Origin of the sequence: Cobetia sp. 29-18-1 (assembly GCF_029846405.1) — a bacterium.
Taxonomy (GTDB): Bacteria; Pseudomonadota; Gammaproteobacteria; order Pseudomonadales; family Halomonadaceae; genus Cobetia; species Cobetia amphilecti.
Genome location: NZ_JARWKS010000006.1, coordinates 102032 through 118797, shown reverse-complemented (window position 1 = coordinate 118797; position 16766 = coordinate 102032). Strand labels below are relative to the sequence as shown.

Sequence of the window (16766 nt, the reverse complement as noted above, 5' to 3'; positions counted from 1 at the left end):
GCGCCTGGCGACAAAAAACGCCAGTCAGCAATCGCTGACTGGCGTTTTTTCCCACCTGAATCCAGGCCAGGAACGACGTGCTCGACAATGTGCTGCCTTGGCTATTCCATCCGGTCCAGCCCGACGCGATAACGGGCAAAGCCCATCTCGTCCTGATCCACCAACGTCATCGGGTAGACCGCCTGGGCATCAATGAACTGCTGCGCATCCGCGCCGGGGGCGGTGGTGAAGCGAATGTCCAGCGGGGTATCGGTGTCGATCGCGGCGAGCCGCCAGTTGTGATCCGCCGCGGGGTCCACCGCGCCCTGCTGCTGTGTCTGGCGCGAGATGTACTGGGCCAGAATGCTGCGATTTTCATCCGGTGACGCGAAGGCGACATGTGACTCTCCGGTGCCGGGGAAGTCCTCGCCGTAGGCGCGATAGTTGTTGGTCGCAAGCAGGAAGACATCGTCGTCCTTGACCGGCTCGCCCTGGTAGGTGAGGCCCTGGATACGGTGGGCATCGGCGTCGATCAGCGTGCAATTGCCGTCGTAACGCGCCGGCTGCGTGACATCCACCTGATAGTCGACGCCATCGATCACGTCGAAGTTGTAGCTGCGGAAACCTTCCCAGTTGATCAAGGGCTGGGGCGTGGCGAGACCCGGATCAATGCGATGGAACTGGCCGGCGCTGCACTCGAGCCATTCCCGCACTTCCCTGCCGGTGACCTTGAGCGCCACCAGCGTATTCGGATAGAGATAGAGATCGGCGGCATTGCGGAAGCTCAGCTCGCCCGCCTCCATCTCGGTGAACTGGGTCGGGTCATTGTGACGGCCGCCGACCTTGAACGGCGCAGCCGCCGAGAGAATCGGCAAGCCTTCCAGGTCCGGGTCGCCTTCGACGAAGCGTTTGACGTAATCGGCCTGGGCGCGATTGACGACCTGGATCGTCGGGTCGTCCTGCACCAGCGCCAGATAGCTCTTCATCGCCGCACTGGCGCGGCCGATGCTGCGATTGACGTACTCGCGCGTGGCGTCGTGCTCATGATCGATCAGCGCCGCCAGTTCGGCATCTTCCGCCACCTGTGCCTCGCCGCCCACCTGAATCGGGCGGGCTTCTGTCTGACCGCTCACGACCCGCCACTGGCCCGAGGCATTGCTCAGTTCGAGATCCATCACGCCCACATGGCTGCCCCAATGCCCCGGCATCATCGCCGGCACGCCATTCAGGGTGCCCCTGGCGATATCGGCCCCCGGTACCTCGGCGAATTCCTCGCTGGGGAAGACGGCATGGGCATGCCCGAAGGCAATGCCATCGATGCCCTCGACCTGCGAGAGGTAATACACCGAATTCTCGGCCATCACCCGATAAGGGTCGGTCGAGATGCCGGAGTGCGGGATGGCGATCACCACATCCGCGCCCGCCCGGCGCATCTCGGGTACCCAGCGCCTGGCGCTCTCGGTGATGTCCTCGGCCGTCAGGCGGCCCTGGAGGTGCTTGCGGTCCCAGGTCATCACCTGCGGCGGCGCGAAGCCGATATAGCCGATCTTCAATGTCTGAGCGTTGCCCTCACTGTCGGTGAAGGCATGGGGGGTGATCTGGTAGGGCGTGAAGTACGGCTCGCCTGTCGTGGCGTCCAGCAGGTTGGCGTTCACATAGGGGAACTGCGCGCCGGACAGCGCCCGTTCGAGATACTCGAGCCCGTAATTGAATTCATGATTGCCGATATTGCCGACATCGTAATCCAATTGATTCATGACCTTGTAGGCCGGGAAGACATCGCCCTCCTCGAGCCCCTCCGCCGCCATGTAATCGCCCATCGGGCTGCCCTGGATGAGGTCGCCATTGTCCAGCAGCACGCTGTTGGCCACCTCGGCACGCGCCTGCTTGATCAGACTCGCCGCGCGGACCAGACCGATGCGCACGCTGGGACGGTCCTTGTAATAGTCGTAATCCATCACGTTGGCGTGGATGTCGGTGGTCTCGATCACGCGCAGTGACAGCGTCGCGGCATTGGCTGGCTGAGCGATCATGAAGATACCTCCGAGACTGGCCAGGCCAAGGATGGCTGCCCGCAAAGGCGGCTTGCGCCGACGTCCGGGGTGCTGCGCAACACCTGGCGCGTCAGACGCCCGTTGATCTTCGCTAGCCGATGAAGCATTCGCCATCTCTCACTTCCTTGTCATGGGGGGATGTGCCAGTGCCCCTTGGGGGCAGCGCTCCATTATTCAGATGCCGACGCCTCAGGCAACTGGCGGTCCCTGCCCGCCAGCCAGCCGACACCCGCCATCAGCACACTGAGGACGGCGCAGACCATCAGTGCCAGCTGCCAATTGCCCTGCATATCGTAGAGCGCGCCGATCAGCGGCGGCCCCATGGCCGCGAGCAGATAGCCCAGCGTCTGCGCCATGCTCGACAGCGACGCCGACTGCATGGCATCGCGCGCCCGCAGCCCCATGAACGACAAGGCGAGAATGAAGCTGGCCCCGGAGCCCGCGCCCAGCAACAGCACCCACACCAGTGCCCACTTTGGCATCAGCCATAGCCCGATGAATCCCGCCAGCGACATGCAGGGCGTCGCGAAGGCGATCAGGCGTTGATCCTTCAGGCGCGGCATCAGGGGCACCAGAATCAATCCCGGCAATGCGGAGGCCAGCTGGAGCAGGCCATGCAGCGAGCCCGCCTTCTCGGCCGAGAAGCCATTGTCCGCCAGTATGCTCGGCAGCCAGCTGTTGACGGTATAGAACAGCAGCGAATTGATGCCCATGAAGAGCGTCACCTGCCAGGCCAGTGGCGAGTGCCACACGGCTGCCTGACGCACCGGACGCGCGGCACCCTTCTCGGCACCCTTCTCGGCTTCCTTCGCCGCCGCCGGCAGGGAGCGACGTGACAACTGCGGCCACCACACCCCCATCGTCACCAATGGCAAAACGACCACTATGAGCATCGCGTACTGCCAGCCAGCGCTGCTGCCCTGGGCCAACGGCACCATCAGCGCCGAGGCGATGGCGGCCATGATGCCCATGGTCAGCACATAGCAGGAGGTCAGCAGCGCGACATGCTGCGCAAAGCTGCGTTTGACCAGACTGGGCAGCAGCACATTGCCCACGGCGATGCCCGCCCCGATCAGGCCGATACCCAGATAGAGCGCCAGCATGCTGCCCTGCACCCGCAGCACGATGCCCGCGGCGATCGTCACCAAGGCGAGGAAGAGACTGCGTTCAAGCCCGAGACCTCTGGCGAGGCGCGGCACCCAGGGCGAGACGACGACGAAGGCCAGCAGCGGCAGGATCATCAACAGGCCAGCCGCCGTGGCATTGAAGCCCAGCGCCGCCTGCAGGCGCTCCAGCAGTGGCGCGATACTGGTGAAGGGCGCACGCAGGTTCATGGCGATCAACAGGATACCGGCGATCAATACGGCCGGATGGCTCAGTCTCCGGACAGGAGACGAGTGGCAGAGTTCAGTCATGAGGCGCTCGCAGCGATCGTGAAATGGGGTAATGGCGGGACGACACCCAAGAGATGAGTCCGCGCACAGAGTGAGGCTAGCTTAATCCCCTCGCCCACTGCAGAATTGAGCCATCATGACATCAGATCACTGAAATCAGACAATCTGCGAGCCGCCATGTCAGTGACCACACCCGCCCTACCGTCATCGCCCGGGGTCAGCACCCGTGGCCCCGATCAGGTGCCCTTCTCCAGCAGCGTCTGCGAGCACGACCCGGACATCTACGAGATTCCGGCCAGCGCACTGCATGTCGAGACCGGCCAGCAGGTGATGGAGGTGCCGATCCACCAGCATCGCAAGGGACAGCTGGTGATCGCCCTGCATGGCGTGGTGACCAGTCGCGTACCGGAAGGTCTGTGGATGGTGCCGCCGCACAGCGGGGTCTGGATTCCCGGCAACCTGCCCCACAGCAACCACCTGACCCGTGGCGGCCGCGTCTGCCACCTGTTCATCGAGCCCGGTGCGCTCGAGATGCCAAGCCACAGCTGCACGCTGTCGATCTCGCCCCTGCTGCGTGAGCTGGTGTTGCGCCTGGCGGAGCTGCCCCAGCCGTATCCTGAACAGGGGCCGACCGCGCGGCTGGTCGGTGTGCTGCTGGAAGAGCTGGCCTGCATGCCCAGCGAACGTCTGCACCTGCCCTTGCCCGAAGACCCGCGGCTGACCCGCATCAGCGATGCCCTGATCAAGACCCCGGACGACCGACGCACCCTGGCCGAGTGGGCAGGCGAACTGGCGATGAGCGAACGCACCCTCGCCCGGCTTATCCAGCGTGACACCGGCCTGAGCTTCAGCCGCTGGCGTCAGCAACTGCACCTGGTGGTGGCGATTCGCCTGCTGGCCGAAGGCATGAGCGTGCAGCGCGTCTCGGAAGACGTCGGCTATCAGTCCGTCAACGCCTTCATCAGCATGTTCAAGAAGCTGCTCGGCACCACGCCCGCCCGCTACCTGCAGGAACGCGAGCAACGCCGCTCGGGCAGTGGCATGGGCGGCGCGTGACGGCGTCGCTTACTGAGTGGCCGCCTGTGCCACGCTGACGGCCAGCGCTTCGACGGAATCCACGATCGGCAGCCGGTCATCGAGCAGATGGCTGATAATGGAGAGCTCGGTGCAGGCCAGCACCAGCACATCGGCTTTCTGCGCCACCAGGTCAGCAGCTGCCTGACGGAAGGCTCCCCCGACGGCGTCATCACTCACCTGGCCTTTCTTGACGCTGCGGATCACCTCCAGCATCGCGTCCTCATCCTGGGGATAGGCCAGCGACAGGCCACGCGTCGCGATGAAGCCTTCGTAAAGGCCAATCTTGCGCAGTGCCGGGGAACACAGCATGCCGACACGTGCGCCCGGCCACTGCGCCGCCACCCGGTCCAGGGTGCGCTCGACGATATGCCACACCGGAATCGAGACGGCGTCCTGCGCATCCTGCCAGTAGTAGTGGGCGGTGTTGCAGGGCATGACCAGAAAATCACACCCGGACTGCTCCAGTCGCTGGGCCATTTCCGCGATGGCAGGCCCCGGAGAGACATCGCCCCCTTCCAGCAGAGCCTTGATGCGCGACGGCACCTTGGGATTGTTGTCGACCACCATGTGTACATGGTCGATGTCATCCTCGGCCGGTGTGGCCTGGATCACCTGCTGCATGAAGGCCACCGTGGCATCCGGCCCCATGCCGCCCAACACGCCCACGACGATATGTTCTGCGCCCGAGGCGTCATGCGAGCTGCTCATTGGTCGTTCTCCGACAAAACTCTCACTGAAGATCAAGGCTCGAGAGGATGGCGACGTGGCCGGCATCCTCTCGAGAAACTGTTTCATGAGGCACTGTTCACGAAGGGCTGTGTTTACGAGCCACAGCCCTCCGCTGCGCCGCTAGAAGCCCATCATGTCCGGCAGCCACATCGTCAGCTGCGGCACGAAGGCCAGCAGCAAGGCGATCAGCACCATGGTGCCGACCAGCGGCAGCGCCCGCACCGAGATCTTCTCGATGGACACATTGGCGATGCTGGAGCTGATGAACATGTTCTCGCCCAGCGGCGGGGTCGAGAAGCCGATCCCGAGACTCACCACCAGCACGATCCCGAAGTGCACCGGGTCGACGCCCAGCTCCACCATCACCGGCAGCAACACTGGCGTGACGATCATGATGGTGGCCAGAATCTCGATGAACATGCCGACGATCAGCAGGAAGGCGATCACCAGCACCCACACCAGCCACAGGCTGTCGGTGATGTTGAGGATGCCCTGGGCGATCATGGCCGGAATGTGGTGCTCCACCAGGATGCGACCGAAGGCGGTGGCGGTGAACATGATGATCAGCACGCGACCGGTCAGCCAGGTCGTGTTCTGGAAGGCTTCATTCAAGCCCAGCAGCGAGGACTCCTTGTGAATGAAGACACCGACGAACAGCGCATAGAAGATCGAGACGACGGCGGCTTCGGTCGGTGTGAAGAGGCCGCTGTAGATGCCGCCGAGGATGACCACCGGTGCCATCAGTGACCAGAAGCCTTCCTTGAGCACCTTGAAGACACGCGCCTTGTCGTACGGCTCGCCCTGGGCCTGATAGCCGTTGCGCTTGGCGGTGATGTAGTTGGCGATCATCAGGGCCGCCCCCAGCATGATGCCCGGGATGACACCCGCCATGAACAGCGCCGAGATCGACTCGTTGGCGGTCACCCCGTAGATGACCAACGGCATGCTGGGCGGAATCACGACGCCCAGTCCGCCAGCAGTGGCGGTGATCGCCGCCGGATAGCTGCGGCCGTAGCCACGTTCGATCATCGCCGGGATCACCAGCATGCCCACGGCCGCCGTGGTCGCCGGCCCCGAGCCGGAAATGGCACCGAAGAACATGCAGGCCATCACCGCCGCCGCCCCCAGGCCACCTGCGGCCGGGCCCGCCAGCTCTTCAGCGATACGAATCAGACGCCGCGCGATGCCGGCGTCGCCCATCAGGGCGCCCGCCAGAATGAAGGACGGCAGTGCCATCAGCGGGAAGGAGTTGATCGCCGAGAACGCCAGCTCCACCAGCGAGGTGATGTCATCACCACTGACGACATAGACCGCCATGGACGCCACCCCAAGGGCAACGACGATGGGTGAGCCCAGAAACAGCAGTGCACCGAACAGAGAGAACAGAATAGTCGCGGCCATGGCATCAGCCTCCCATCTTGGCGGTGCGGGTGTCATCGGCGGCATCCGGGGCCGCTTCCGTGATGCGCTTCACTTCCTCGTCGTCCACGTTGCCGGGCTCGATGCCTCTGACCAGCTTGAGGAACTGCACCTGCACTACGCGAAAGGCCATCAAGGTGAAGGCCACGGGGAAGATGTAATAGACGTAGGCGAGTGACCAGCCGAGCGCCGGTGACTCATAGGGAAACTCGGTGAGAAGCCCGATCAGATCCAGGCTCTTGTAGGCGATGATCAGGCTGAAGAGCGCCCAGATGAGGTCGACGAACAGCAGGATGGCGTTGGCCACCTTGCGCGGCAGCAGATTGATATGGGTCTGCAGCCGATTGTGGGCACTCAGGTGAGCCGCGTGCGCAGCCCCCAGGAAGACGAACCAGACGAAGGCGTAGCGTGCCAGCTCTTCCATCCATGCCATGCCGATACCGAACACGACACGCAATACCACTTGGGAAAACAGCAGGAGTACGAAGACCGCGAGCAGAAAGCGGCAGGCGTAATCCTCGATATTGTTCAATCTGGCCAACATGCGAGCCTCCTTCACGATGAACTGTGAGAGGGATACCAGCACTGTCTGGTATCCCTGCTCGATAGCATTGAACGCAGCGGGGGTCGCTCAGGCGTCATTCACGCTGACGCCGCGAGCGACCCCGCCCACTCGGGCTCAGTGGCCCAATGCTTTCTGCAATTCGTCGAAGGATTCCTTGCCGCCGATCTCTTCATAGAACTGCGGCCAGACTTCTTCCTTGGCAATGCTGATCCACTTGTCCTCGTCGGTCAGCTGGGCGGACTGCACCCCTTCAGCTTCCATGGCAGCACGCGCCTGAGAGGCCTCGGTCAGCTGGAATTGAAGCGCATAGAGCTGGGCTTCCAGGCCGGCGCGATCGATGATCTCGCGCTCCTCGTCAGAGAGCTTGTTGTAGGTACGCACCCCCATGACGATCGGCTGCAGGGAGTACTGGTAGTGGACCTCGGTCAGATACTTCTGCACTTCCTGGAACTTCATCGTGTAGTTGACGATGTCCGGGTTGTCCTGGCCATCGATCACGCCCTGCTGCAGACCGGTGAAGACTTCCGGCCACGACATGCTGATCGGGCTGGCGCCCCAGGCCTGATAGGTGGCGAGCATGATCTTGTTCTGCGGCACACGGATCTTCATGCCTTCAAGGTCTTCCAGCGACGTCACCGGACGCTTGGAGTTGGTCAGATAACGGAAGTTGGAATACAGCCAGCTGACGATGTGGACGCCGGCCTGTTTCTCGGCGATCTGGTTCCATTCATCCGCCAGCGGGCCGGTGGTGGCCTTGACGGCATCCGCATGGCTACGCAGTGCATAGGGCATGGTGAGCGCGCCGAGGCGCGGCGCGTAGGGCGTCAGATTGCCGACGCCGATCAGCGCGAAGTCCAGCTTGCCGATGCGCGTGTCCTGGATCATGCCGGTCTCGGAGCCCAGCTGACCGCCCGGGAACAACTCCACCTGCATCTCGCCATCGGAAAGGTCCTCGACCAGTTCCTCGAAGCGCTGTGCAAGCGCGCCCTGATCCGAATCCATCGGATCGCCCATGCCGACCTTGAAGGTCTTCGCCTGAGCGGTCGCTGACATCGCCAACATCACTGCGGTTGCCAAGAGAGCTTTATTGAACATTGTTATTACTCCACTGGTTGCGGGTCCGCATGGCCTGTCATCAGGACATGCGGATTGAAGATCATGTGGCTTTCAAAGCGTTATCGTTATGGGTTCATCCCCGTCACGTGCTGCCGCCGGGCATAGTCACGCGACGGTCGAGACAGGTCGTGCACTGTGCAGAGCGTCCAGGATCAAGTCCGCGATGACCTCACAGTCCTGCACGTCAAAGGTCAGCGGGAGACGCAGATCACACAGCGTCGCCAGCACCCGGTCGGCATTGGGCACTGCACGATGGCTGCCCAGATAGGCCCAGCTGTCGTAGCGGCTGGTGTAATCCTCCGGCAGCGGCTTGCCGTACCATTTCACCGGCAGCCCACGCGCTTCACAGCCTGTGATGAAGGCGGCGATCTGCTCGTGGGAGCACTGCGCCAGCGTGAACTGGATGGAGCTTCCGACGTAGCCTTCCAGCGGGCCACGCAGGATGGGCGTGACGCCCTCCATGGCCGCGAGCCGGTCCTGCATGCGGGCATAGAGGGCATTCCAGCGCTCACGACGCTCTGCCAGCTCCCCCAGTTGCGGGCGCAGGATGGCGGCACGCAGATTGTCCATGCGACCACTCATGTTGGGGGTCTGCAGGCGCGCCTCAGCAAAGCTCTCCGCGGCCGGCGCCGCCAGGTGGCGGTCGTACAGCATGTAAGAGCCCGACAGGATGATGGCGCGTCGCATCACCTCGTCATCGGCGGTCGCCAGCAGGCCACCCTCACCGGAATTGACGTGCTTGTAGGTCTGGGTGCTGTAGCAGCCGACCTTGCCGAAGGTGCCGCTGGGCTTGCCGTCGTAGCTCGCGCCCATGGTATGCGCGCAATCCTCGATCACCGTGATGCCGCGGCTGTCGCAGACCTGCATGATCGCGTGCATGTCGCCGATATGGCCGCGCATGTGCGAGAGCATGAAGAAGCGGGCCCCGCTCTGATCGGCCGCGCGTGCCAGATCCTCCGGATCGACCGTGGTGTCCTCGAGGATGTCCACCAGCACCGGCTCGCCACCGGCGGCGACGATGCTGCCGGGCACCGGGGACAGGGTGAAGGCGTTGCACAGCACCTTGTCACCGGCCTCGAGTCCACAGGCGCGCAGCGCCAGCTGCAGGGCATAGCCGCCGGAGGCACAGGCCAGCGCATGGGGAATGCCCAGACTCGCCGCGAATTCCTGTTCCAGCAGCGCCGTTTCGCCCTGCTCGCCTTCCGCCAGGTTGTAGCGATGCAGGCGACCACTGCGCATCACGGCAACGGCAGCCTCGATGGCGGTGTCGGAGATGGCTTCCTGCTGGGTGAATGACTTGGCAAAACGACGCATGTGGCCTCCTCAATAACGCTTCTGGGCATAGACGGGGAAATCCCAATCCTGCTCGGGGAAGTATTTGGTGAGGCGCCAGTCACAGGCACGCGCATGGCCTTCCATCCCTTCGGTGCGCGAGATGCGCGAACCGATGGCACTGAACTTGAGGTTGGCTTCGGCACTGAGCTGTTGCGTGGTCAGTACCTTCATGAACTTGTGGACATTAAGACCGCCGGAGTAGCGACCGGCGCGCTTGGTCGGCAGGATGTGGTTGGTGCCGGAACACTTGTCACCGTGGGTGACGGTGCTGCCTTCGCCCAGGAACAGAGAGCCGTAGTTGCTGAGGTTCTGCTTCCACCATTCAAGGTCCTCACACAGCACCTGCAGGTGTTCGCAGGCGTACTGATCACTGACCTGGACCACTTCTTCGCGGGTGTCGCACAGGATGACTTCGCCGTAGTCGCGCCAGGCGGCGTGGATGACCTCGGCGTTGGGCATGTCGTTGCCGACCAGCGGCACCAGCTCGATGACGCGGCGCGCGACCTCTTCACTGGTGGTGAACAGCCAGACCGGTGAGTTCGGGCCGTGCTCCGCCTGGGAGACGAGATCCACCGCGATGGTCATCGGGTCTGCGGTGTGATCGGCGATCACCGCCGATTCGGTGGGGCCGGCGAAGACGTCGATGCCGACCTGCCCGAACAGCAGGCGCTTGGCTTCAGCCACGAAGGCGTTGCCCGGGCCGACGAGGATGTCGGCTTCGCGCCCGCCGAACAGACCGAAGGCCATGCTGGCGACCGCGTGAACGCCGCCCATCTCCAGGATGCGGTCGGCACCGGCCACATGCATGGCGTAGGCCACCGCCGGATTGATGCTGTCACCGCGCGGTGGCGAACAGGCTGTGATGTACTTGACGCCGGCGGCCTTGGCCGTGGCGACGCTCATCAGCGCCGAGGCGGCATGCGCGTAGCGTCCGCCCGGCACGTAGCAACCCGCGGCATCGATGGGCAGCACGCGCTGCCCCAGCACGACACCCGGCTCGGTCTCGATCTCGAAGGATGTCAGGCTGTCGCGCTGCGCTTCGGCGAAACGACGGATCTGGCGATGGGCGAAATCGATATCGTCCTTGACGCTCTGCGGCACGCTTTCGATCAGCGTGGCCAGCTTTTCCTCGCTGAGGACGAAATCGCCGCTCCAGTTGTCGAACTTCTCGGCATACATGCGCACGGCGTCTTCACCACGCGAGCGAATGTCCTGCAGCATGTCCTGGACGATGGCCGTGGTGCGCTGATCTTCCTCTGCCACGCCGTCGGCTGCTTCAGCCAGCTTGAGGTGTCTGATTGTCATTGTGATTCCCCGAAAACTGCTGTGATCATCACGCTCCCCTGCCAGCTGGGCCGGGGAGCGTGTCGTTACGGGATGCGTCAGTCACGCCGCTGTCGACAGGCGGGACGCATCACTGGCCGCAAACGCTATCAGGCCTGGTAATCCGCGAAGTTGAAGGCATCCGGGTAGCCGAACAGAGCCACGGCACCGCCGGTGTGCAGGAAGACCACGTTCTCGCCTTCCTTGAAGTGCCCCTTGCGCACCAGGTCGATCAGACCGGCCATGCCCTTGCCGGAGTAGACCGGGTCCAGCAGGATGCCTTCCTGCTGAGCCAGCAGCGTGACGGCCTCGACCATGCTTTCGGTCGGAATGCCGTAGCCTTCACCGACGTAATCGCAGTTGGCGACGACATCTTCACGCTTGACCACATCAGACAGGCCCAGCTTGGCTTCGGTCTTCTGTGCCAGCGCGAAGACATTGCCTTCCTGCTTGTCCTTCGGGGCCCGCACGCCGATGCCGAGCACCGGAATGCCGGAGTTGCAGGCGGTCAGGCCCGTCACCAGACCCGCCTGGGTCCCGGCGCTGCCGGTGGCGTGCACGAGGTGATCGATCTTGAGGCCCATGTCGTTGGCCTGGGACAGTAGTTCGAGGGCGGCATTCACGTAACCCAGCGCGCCGATCTCGTTGGAGCCGCCACCCGGGATGATGTAGGGCTTCTTGCCCTTGCCGATCAGCTTGTCGGCCAGCGCTTCCATCTCGGCGGCCATGTCGGCACCGCCTTCACGCTTGGCGACCGTCGCGCCATGCAGCTGGTCGAGGAAGACGTTGCCGTTGTAGTTGTAGCTGCGGTCGTCGCTGCCGGTACGGTCTTCCAGCAGGATGTGGCACTCAAGGCCCAGCTTGCAGGCAGCGGCAGCGGTCTGACGCGCATGGTTGGACTGGGTAGCGCCCTGGGTGATGATGGTGTCGGCGCCCTGCTCCAGCGCGTCTGCCATCAGGAATTCCAGCTTGCGAGTCTTGTTGCCACCGGTGGAAAGCCCGGTGCAGTCATCACGTTTGATCCAGAGACGCGGCCCACCCAACAGCTTGCTCAGGTTGTCCATCGGCTCCAGCGGAGTCGAGAGGTGACCAAGGCGAACACGGGGAAAACGGGACAGATGCATACGAGCCTCCAGGCGAGTCATTGTTGTCATAGGGGGTTACTCTCATAACGACGTTCGTCGAATGTGTGACATCACTCCGGCACGCCGCCGAGCGGTCTTCTCAACAGTAAGCCGCGATTCTCGCCAGTCCCAATGCCATGTTTCTCAAAGTTTGTTACTTTTCTGCATGACCAGCTCTTTGCTCTTGTCCGACTCAGGCATCCAGAAGATCGTCATGCCCGCGACGCCGACCGGCAGTCATATCCATTGCCTGTGGCCTGTGGCCCCTGGCCCTTCGGCGCTGCCCTACCATTGACGAACCATGGATGGTCCATGCTCCGGGGGTGTGCGTGCGGGCTTCACCCCAACAAGCACTCGGTGCATGATGGCCGACCTCCAACAACAACCGACATCTCCTCAGGCGACGCATGAAGATCGAATGGATCGAAGACTTTCTCGCATTGATCGAGGCCGGAACCTTCTCGCTGGCAGCCGAGAGACGCAACGTGACGCAACCCGCCTTCTCGCGCCGGATACGGCAGCTGGAAGAGTGGCTGGGCGTCGAGCTGGTCTATCGTCAGTCGCAGCGCATGATCCTCACCGAGCACGCGCTGGAATATGAGCAGGAAATGCGGGAATGGCTGGCGCGGCTCTACACGTTGCGCAGCCGCCTGCGCAGCGAGGCCCGCCAGGGGCCGAAGGCAATCATCACCACCCAGCACACCCTCACCGTCAGCTATCTGCCGCGGTTGCTGCGCTATTTCCGGCACAACTCCCCCGAAGCCGGACTGCAGGTGAAATCACTGGATCGCAGCGAATGCCTGCAACTGTTCGAGCATGATCAGGCAGACCTGCTGCTGTGCTCAGAACTGCAGGGCGCGCCGATCTTCGATGACAACGGCGACACCCAGCGCATCTCGCTGGGGCTGGAGCGGCTGCTGCCGGTGTGTGCTCCGGACGCCCAGGGGCGCCCCCTGCACCTGCCGCGCAGTGACCAGCGCCTGCCCTTGATCGCCTATGATCCGGAGAGTTTTCTGGGCCAGATTCTGGCCTCGCCCTACCTGATGGACCTGCAGCGCGCCCAGGACATCGACATCATCTGCGAGACGTCCTTTACGCTGGGCATTCGTGAACTGGTGATGGCCGGATTGGGAGTCGGTTGGCTGCCCCACGGCCTGATCGAGGATGATCTGGAGAGCGGCAGACTGGTCTCGCTATTGGATGATCTGGGCGGCCCGACCCTCGAGGTGGCCTGCTATTGTCGCCGTGGCAAGCACAGCGCGGCGACCGAGTCGCTGTGGCAACTGCTCAACGAGAGCCCACCTTCGGTGTAAGCCCACCTGGCGCTCACCTGTCTGCTGGGCTCTGACTTGACCAGCACTGACTTGACTGGCACTGACTCGAGCAGCACGCAGCTGCCAACCGTTTCTTGAGGAACCAGCATGAATCGCATCAACCCCGACAAGCTGTTGCAGAGCAAATGGACCGCCGTGTCGCCCCGGGAGCGTGAGCGCCATTTCATCGTCACACGCTTGATTCGTGATGAGCAGGACGAACATGTGGTCGAGGTCGTGTTGCAGGCGGTGCTGACACGCAGGGATTACACCCTCGCCTGGCGCGAGCTCAAGGCAGATGATGTCTGGCAGATGGGCTGGAAATGACGGGCTGGAAATGATGACCTGACTTGAGCATCGCTGAACGCAGAAACGCCGCCCTCGGGCGGCGTTTCTGCGTCTACGCAACAGAGGGTGAGACGGATTGAAGCCTGATCTTGACTGGCCTTGCCTTGCCTGGCCTTGCCTGGCCTTGAGACTGACCGAAAGTCACTGAGAAAAGATCTCAGGCCACGACCTCGGCTTCCAGCTGGTCACACAGCAGCGCCATGCGCTGCACCGCTTCCAGCAGGCTGTCGTCCGGCACGGTCAGGGCGACACGTACCAGCGGCGTACCGCAATCACCGAAGACGCTGCCGGGCATCACCGCCACCTGCTGCTGTTCCAGCAGCCGCCAGGCGAATTGCTCACCGTTCAGGCCGGTGCGTGAGACATCGACCATCAGGAACATGCCGCCCTGGGGCAGGCTGGAGGACAGCTGCGGGATGGCCGCCAGCGCCTCGTGGACCAGACGCGCGCGGCGCCCGAGAGAGTCGCGCAGACGCTCGGTGGTATCGAAATCCCCGCGCAGCGCGGCCTCGGTCATGTCGGCGATGAAGGGCTGGTTGCCGAACAGCATGGTTTCCGAGACAGGCAACAGCCGACGGCAGAATTCCGCCGAGCCGATGGCCCAGCCACTGCGAAAACCGGTGGCAGCGTGACTCTTGGAGATCGAGGACACCACCACGGTGCGCTCACGCAGTGCCTCGATTTCCAGCGGCGAGACGAATTCGCCCGTGAAGATCAGCGCTTCATAGACCTCATCGCAGACGATCCACAGATCATGCTCGCGACATAGCGCGCCGATATGCTCGAGGGTCGTTCGGTCCATCACCGCCCCGGTGGGGTTGTGCGGCGTATTGAGCAGCAACACACGGCTCTGCGGCGTGATGGCCGCGGCCAGATCGTCTGGCTGCAACACGAAGCCATGCTCCATGCGCAGCGGTACCGGCTGCAGGTCACCGCCGGCGCCGCGGATCACGCCCTCATAGGTCGCGTAGTAGGGGTCGCCGGTCAGTACGCCGGCCCCCTCCTCCACCAGCGCCAGCATCACCGCGAACAGCGCCGTCTGCGTGCCGGGGAAACACAGCACGTTGTCTGCACTGATCTCGGGCATGCGCGCGGCGTAGCGCTCGGCCAGTGCCGCGACCAGCCCCGGTTCACCACGGCTATCGGAGTAGCGGGTACGGCCAGCCCGCAGCGCCTCGACACAGTGCTCGACCAGGGCCGGGTGCGTGGCGATATCCGGCTCCCCGATGGTCAGCTCGATGATCGGCTCGCCGGCCTGGATACGCTGGCGGGCGGCGCTGTGAACGGCCCATTTGTCACCGCCCAGATCACTCAGTCGTTCGGTAATGGTGGCGTAGCGCATGCTCAACTCCTGTGAGGTGGGGGTGATGTCGTGATAGCGACGTGCTCAAGCAAGGTGCCCTGTGGCAGCCGCAGAATGCCCTCTGCCGCCCGCATGGCGATCGCGGGCAGCCGCTCGACCGGATAGAGGCCGTGTTCCAGCCCGCCTTCCAGCCACAGGCCATCGATCAAGCCATTGAGGGCGATCGCCTGCTCCTGACATTCGCTCTCGGTGGCGGGCAGCGCGTGGGCACTCAACACCGGCTGGACCAGCTGTGCGAGCAGATCGAGAAACTCGCGATAGGTTTCCTGGTGCACCGCCGAATAGCTGGCATCGTGGCGTACCCGGCCGATGAAGGTCGCCCACAGGGAGATCTTGTGGGCGGCCAGGTTGGGCTGCGTGAGACTCGCCGCAATGAAGCGCGCCAGACGACACGCCGGGGATTCATCACTGGCCGGGCTGGCATCGGCGATATCGGAGGTCAGCTGGCCCATCATGTAGGCGTAGGCGGCCCGCACCATGTCGTCCTTGGTGCCGAAATGGTGGCGTATCAGTCCGGGCGAGACCCCGGCAGCCTCCGCCACGCGGCGCACGCTGGCGCCGGCCAGACCGTGCTGCGCGACACAGCTCAAGGTGGCTTCCAGCAGGTCGCGACGACGCTGATCCTGGGAAAGCCGCTGGAATGCCTTGCGACTCATCGTGATGTCTCCCGTCCGGTCGCGGGCCCGCGCATCAGGCACGCGATGGCCTCTCGAACGACGATGCCTTCCACGACGATGCCTTCAACAGCGCGCCTGCTATTAACAACGATAATCACAGCCAAGGCTCTCCAGCAGTCGCAGATGAGACTCCCACTCCAGCGCCAGATCTCCCTCCTCGTGGATGGCCATGTCGTACTGGCCGACCACATGCTCACAGATCTCCGGCGAGAGGCGGCGCACCGGCTGGCCCATGGACAGAGTCGCGACCTGGATCTCGCAGCTGCGCTCGAGATAGAACATGTTGTTGAACATCTCGGCGGCAGAGGCACCGGTGGTCAGCAGGCCATGATTGCGCAGGATCAGCGCCGGATTGTCGCCAAGGCTCGCCACGATGCGCTCGCGCTCATCCAGATCCAGCGCGATACCCTCGTAATCGTGGTAGGAGACGCGGCCATGGAACTGCAGGGCGATCTGATTCAGAGGCAAGAGCCCTTCTTCCAGACTCGACACCGCCACACCGGCGCGGGTATGGGTATGCATGATCCAGCTGGCTGAGTGACTTGCCGCATGAATCGCCGAGTGAATGGTGAAACCGGCCGGATTGACCCGCGCGGCGCTGTCATCAACCTTCTGGCCGTTGACGTCGATCTTGACCAGCGAGGACGCCGTGATTTCCTCCCAGCGCCAGCCGTAGGGATTGATCAGAAAATGTCCTTCCTCATCCGGCACCCGCGCCGTGATGTGGGTGTAGATCAGGTCGGTCATGCGATAGTGCGCTGCCAACCGGTAGCAGGCCGCCAGGTCCAGGCGTGCTTGCCACTCCGCGTCACTCATGGTCGATGCCGGCATGTTGCTGTCTCCTGTGGTCACGATGTCGCTGTCTGGGGTCGGGAAAGGCTCGGCTGAGCCTTGAGAGGCATTGAAGCGTCCACCTTTGGGCCTCAATCGCTGCGGGTTTCAAGCGCTGC

At 63.5% G+C, this 16766-nt stretch carries 15 protein-coding genes; 3 read left to right on the top strand and 12 right to left on the bottom strand.

Annotation, left to right across the window (positions count from 1 at the left end; all coding sequences use genetic code 11):
* Positions 1 to 101 precede the first annotated feature (101 nt).
* The gene (locus tag QD208_RS06640; protein ID WP_279836265.1) at positions 102 to 2012 is read right to left on the bottom strand and encodes a bifunctional 2',3'-cyclic-nucleotide 2'-phosphodiesterase/3'-nucleotidase; all 1911 of its coding nucleotides are present in this window, start codon (positions 2010 to 2012) and stop codon (positions 102 to 104) included.
* Positions 2013 to 2203: 191 nt separating this feature from the next.
* On the bottom strand, positions 2204 to 3448 hold the full coding sequence (locus QD208_RS06635; RefSeq protein ID WP_153635643.1) for an MFS transporter: 1245 nt from the start codon (positions 3446 to 3448) through the stop codon (positions 2204 to 2206).
* Positions 3449 to 3604: 156 nt separating this feature from the next.
* Here QD208_RS06635 and QD208_RS06630 point away from each other — a divergent pair, with 156 nt between their 5' ends.
* A complete protein-coding gene (locus QD208_RS06630) occupies positions 3605 to 4483 on the top strand; it encodes a helix-turn-helix transcriptional regulator (protein ID WP_225347976.1) in 879 nt (292 codons plus the stop codon).
* A 9-nt stretch (positions 4484 to 4492) separates the two neighbouring features.
* On the opposite strand, the gene QD208_RS06625 is transcribed toward QD208_RS06630, so the two are convergent.
* The 7 genes from QD208_RS06625 to QD208_RS06595 form a co-directional block, all read right to left on the bottom strand.
* Positions 4493 to 5212, bottom strand: coding sequence for an amino acid racemase (locus QD208_RS06625; protein WP_225347975.1), 720 nt, complete (start codon positions 5210 to 5212; stop codon positions 4493 to 4495).
* A 141-nt stretch (positions 5213 to 5353) separates the two neighbouring features.
* A complete protein-coding gene (locus QD208_RS06620; protein WP_043332797.1) occupies positions 5354 to 6634 on the bottom strand; it encodes a TRAP transporter large permease in 1281 nt (426 codons plus the stop codon).
* Between the two features lie 4 nt (positions 6635 to 6638).
* Positions 6639 to 7196, bottom strand: coding sequence for a TRAP transporter small permease (locus tag QD208_RS06615; protein ID WP_153635640.1), 558 nt, complete (start codon positions 7194 to 7196; stop codon positions 6639 to 6641).
* 135 nt (positions 7197 to 7331) lie between these two features.
* Positions 7332 to 8270 carry a TRAP transporter substrate-binding protein gene (locus QD208_RS06610; RefSeq protein WP_213114127.1) on the bottom strand — a complete coding sequence of 313 codons (939 nt, stop codon included), beginning with the start codon at positions 8268 to 8270 and terminating at the stop codon, positions 7332 to 7334.
* A 168-nt stretch (positions 8271 to 8438) separates the two neighbouring features.
* On the bottom strand, positions 8439 to 9647 hold the full coding sequence (locus QD208_RS06605) for an aminotransferase class I/II-fold pyridoxal phosphate-dependent enzyme (protein WP_153635638.1): 1209 nt from the start codon (positions 9645 to 9647) through the stop codon (positions 8439 to 8441).
* A 9-nt stretch (positions 9648 to 9656) separates the two neighbouring features.
* The gene (gene hisD, locus QD208_RS06600; RefSeq protein WP_153635637.1) at positions 9657 to 10973 is read right to left on the bottom strand and encodes a histidinol dehydrogenase; all 1317 of its coding nucleotides are present in this window, start codon (positions 10971 to 10973) and stop codon (positions 9657 to 9659) included.
* A 128-nt stretch (positions 10974 to 11101) separates the two neighbouring features.
* Positions 11102 to 12115 carry a D-cysteine desulfhydrase gene (locus QD208_RS06595; RefSeq protein ID WP_054556003.1) on the bottom strand — a complete coding sequence of 338 codons (1014 nt, stop codon included), beginning with the start codon at positions 12113 to 12115 and terminating at the stop codon, positions 11102 to 11104.
* Between the two features lie 407 nt (positions 12116 to 12522).
* Between QD208_RS06595 and QD208_RS06590 the strand changes: the two genes are divergently transcribed.
* Both QD208_RS06590 and QD208_RS06585 read left to right on the top strand, forming a co-directional pair.
* Complete coding sequence (locus QD208_RS06590) at positions 12523 to 13428, top strand: LysR family transcriptional regulator (protein WP_043332806.1); 906 nt, start codon at positions 12523 to 12525, stop codon at positions 13426 to 13428.
* Between the two features lie 108 nt (positions 13429 to 13536).
* Complete coding sequence (locus QD208_RS06585) at positions 13537 to 13755, top strand: TIGR02450 family Trp-rich protein (protein WP_043332808.1); 219 nt, start codon at positions 13537 to 13539, stop codon at positions 13753 to 13755.
* A 178-nt stretch (positions 13756 to 13933) separates the two neighbouring features.
* Here QD208_RS06585 and QD208_RS06580 read toward each other — a convergent pair whose 3' ends face one another.
* The 3 genes from QD208_RS06580 to QD208_RS06570 all read right to left on the bottom strand — a co-directional run bounded on the left by QD208_RS06580 (position 13934) and on the right by QD208_RS06570 (position 16647).
* Positions 13934 to 15118, bottom strand: a complete 1185-nt coding sequence (locus tag QD208_RS06580; protein WP_043332811.1) for a pyridoxal phosphate-dependent aminotransferase — start codon at positions 15116 to 15118, stop codon at positions 13934 to 13936.
* 2 nt (positions 15119 to 15120) lie between these two features.
* Positions 15121 to 15795 carry a TetR family transcriptional regulator C-terminal domain-containing protein gene (locus QD208_RS06575; RefSeq protein WP_225347973.1) on the bottom strand — a complete coding sequence of 225 codons (675 nt, stop codon included), beginning with the start codon at positions 15793 to 15795 and terminating at the stop codon, positions 15121 to 15123.
* Positions 15796 to 15897: 102 nt separating this feature from the next.
* Positions 15898 to 16647: a class II aldolase/adducin family protein gene (locus QD208_RS06570; RefSeq protein WP_197738731.1), complete on the bottom strand. Its 750-nt coding sequence runs from the start codon at positions 16645 to 16647 to the stop codon at positions 15898 to 15900.
* Positions 16648 to 16766 lie beyond the last annotated feature (119 nt).

Bases quoted from the DNA above. Each gene is read 5' to 3' on its own strand.
- QD208_RS06640 (WP_279836265.1), bottom strand. From the start codon at position 2,012: ATGATCGCTCAGCCAGCCAATGCCGCGACGCTGTCACTGCGCGTGATC.
- QD208_RS06635 (WP_153635643.1), bottom strand. From the start codon at position 3,448: ATGACTGAACTCTGCCACTCGTCTCCTGTCCGGAGACTGAGCCATCCG.
- QD208_RS06630 (WP_225347976.1), top strand. From the start codon at position 3,605: ATGTCAGTGACCACACCCGCCCTACCGTCATCGCCCGGGGTCAGCACC.
- QD208_RS06625 (WP_225347975.1), bottom strand. From the start codon at position 5,212: ATGAGCAGCTCGCATGACGCCTCGGGCGCAGAACATATCGTCGTGGGC.
- QD208_RS06620 (WP_043332797.1), bottom strand. From the start codon at position 6,634: ATGGCCGCGACTATTCTGTTCTCTCTGTTCGGTGCACTGCTGTTTCTG.
- QD208_RS06615 (WP_153635640.1), bottom strand. From the start codon at position 7,196: ATGTTGGCCAGATTGAACAATATCGAGGATTACGCCTGCCGCTTTCTG.
- QD208_RS06610 (WP_213114127.1), bottom strand. From the start codon at position 8,270: ATGTCAGCGACCGCTCAGGCGAAGACCTTCAAGGTCGGCATGGGCGAT.
- QD208_RS06605 (WP_153635638.1), bottom strand. From the start codon at position 9,647: ATGCGTCGTTTTGCCAAGTCATTCACCCAGCAGGAAGCCATCTCCGAC.
- hisD (WP_153635637.1), bottom strand. From the start codon at position 10,973: ATGACAATCAGACACCTCAAGCTGGCTGAAGCAGCCGACGGCGTGGCA.
- QD208_RS06595 (WP_054556003.1), bottom strand. From the start codon at position 12,115: ATGCATCTGTCCCGTTTTCCCCGTGTTCGCCTTGGTCACCTCTCGACT.
- QD208_RS06590 (WP_043332806.1), top strand. From the start codon at position 12,523: ATGAAGATCGAATGGATCGAAGACTTTCTCGCATTGATCGAGGCCGGA.
- QD208_RS06585 (WP_043332808.1), top strand. From the start codon at position 13,537: ATGAATCGCATCAACCCCGACAAGCTGTTGCAGAGCAAATGGACCGCC.
- QD208_RS06580 (WP_043332811.1), bottom strand. From the start codon at position 15,118: ATGCGCTACGCCACCATTACCGAACGACTGAGTGATCTGGGCGGTGAC.
- QD208_RS06575 (WP_225347973.1), bottom strand. From the start codon at position 15,795: ATGAGTCGCAAGGCATTCCAGCGGCTTTCCCAGGATCAGCGTCGTCGC.
- QD208_RS06570 (WP_197738731.1), bottom strand. From the start codon at position 16,647: ATGCCGGCATCGACCATGAGTGACGCGGAGTGGCAAGCACGCCTGGAC.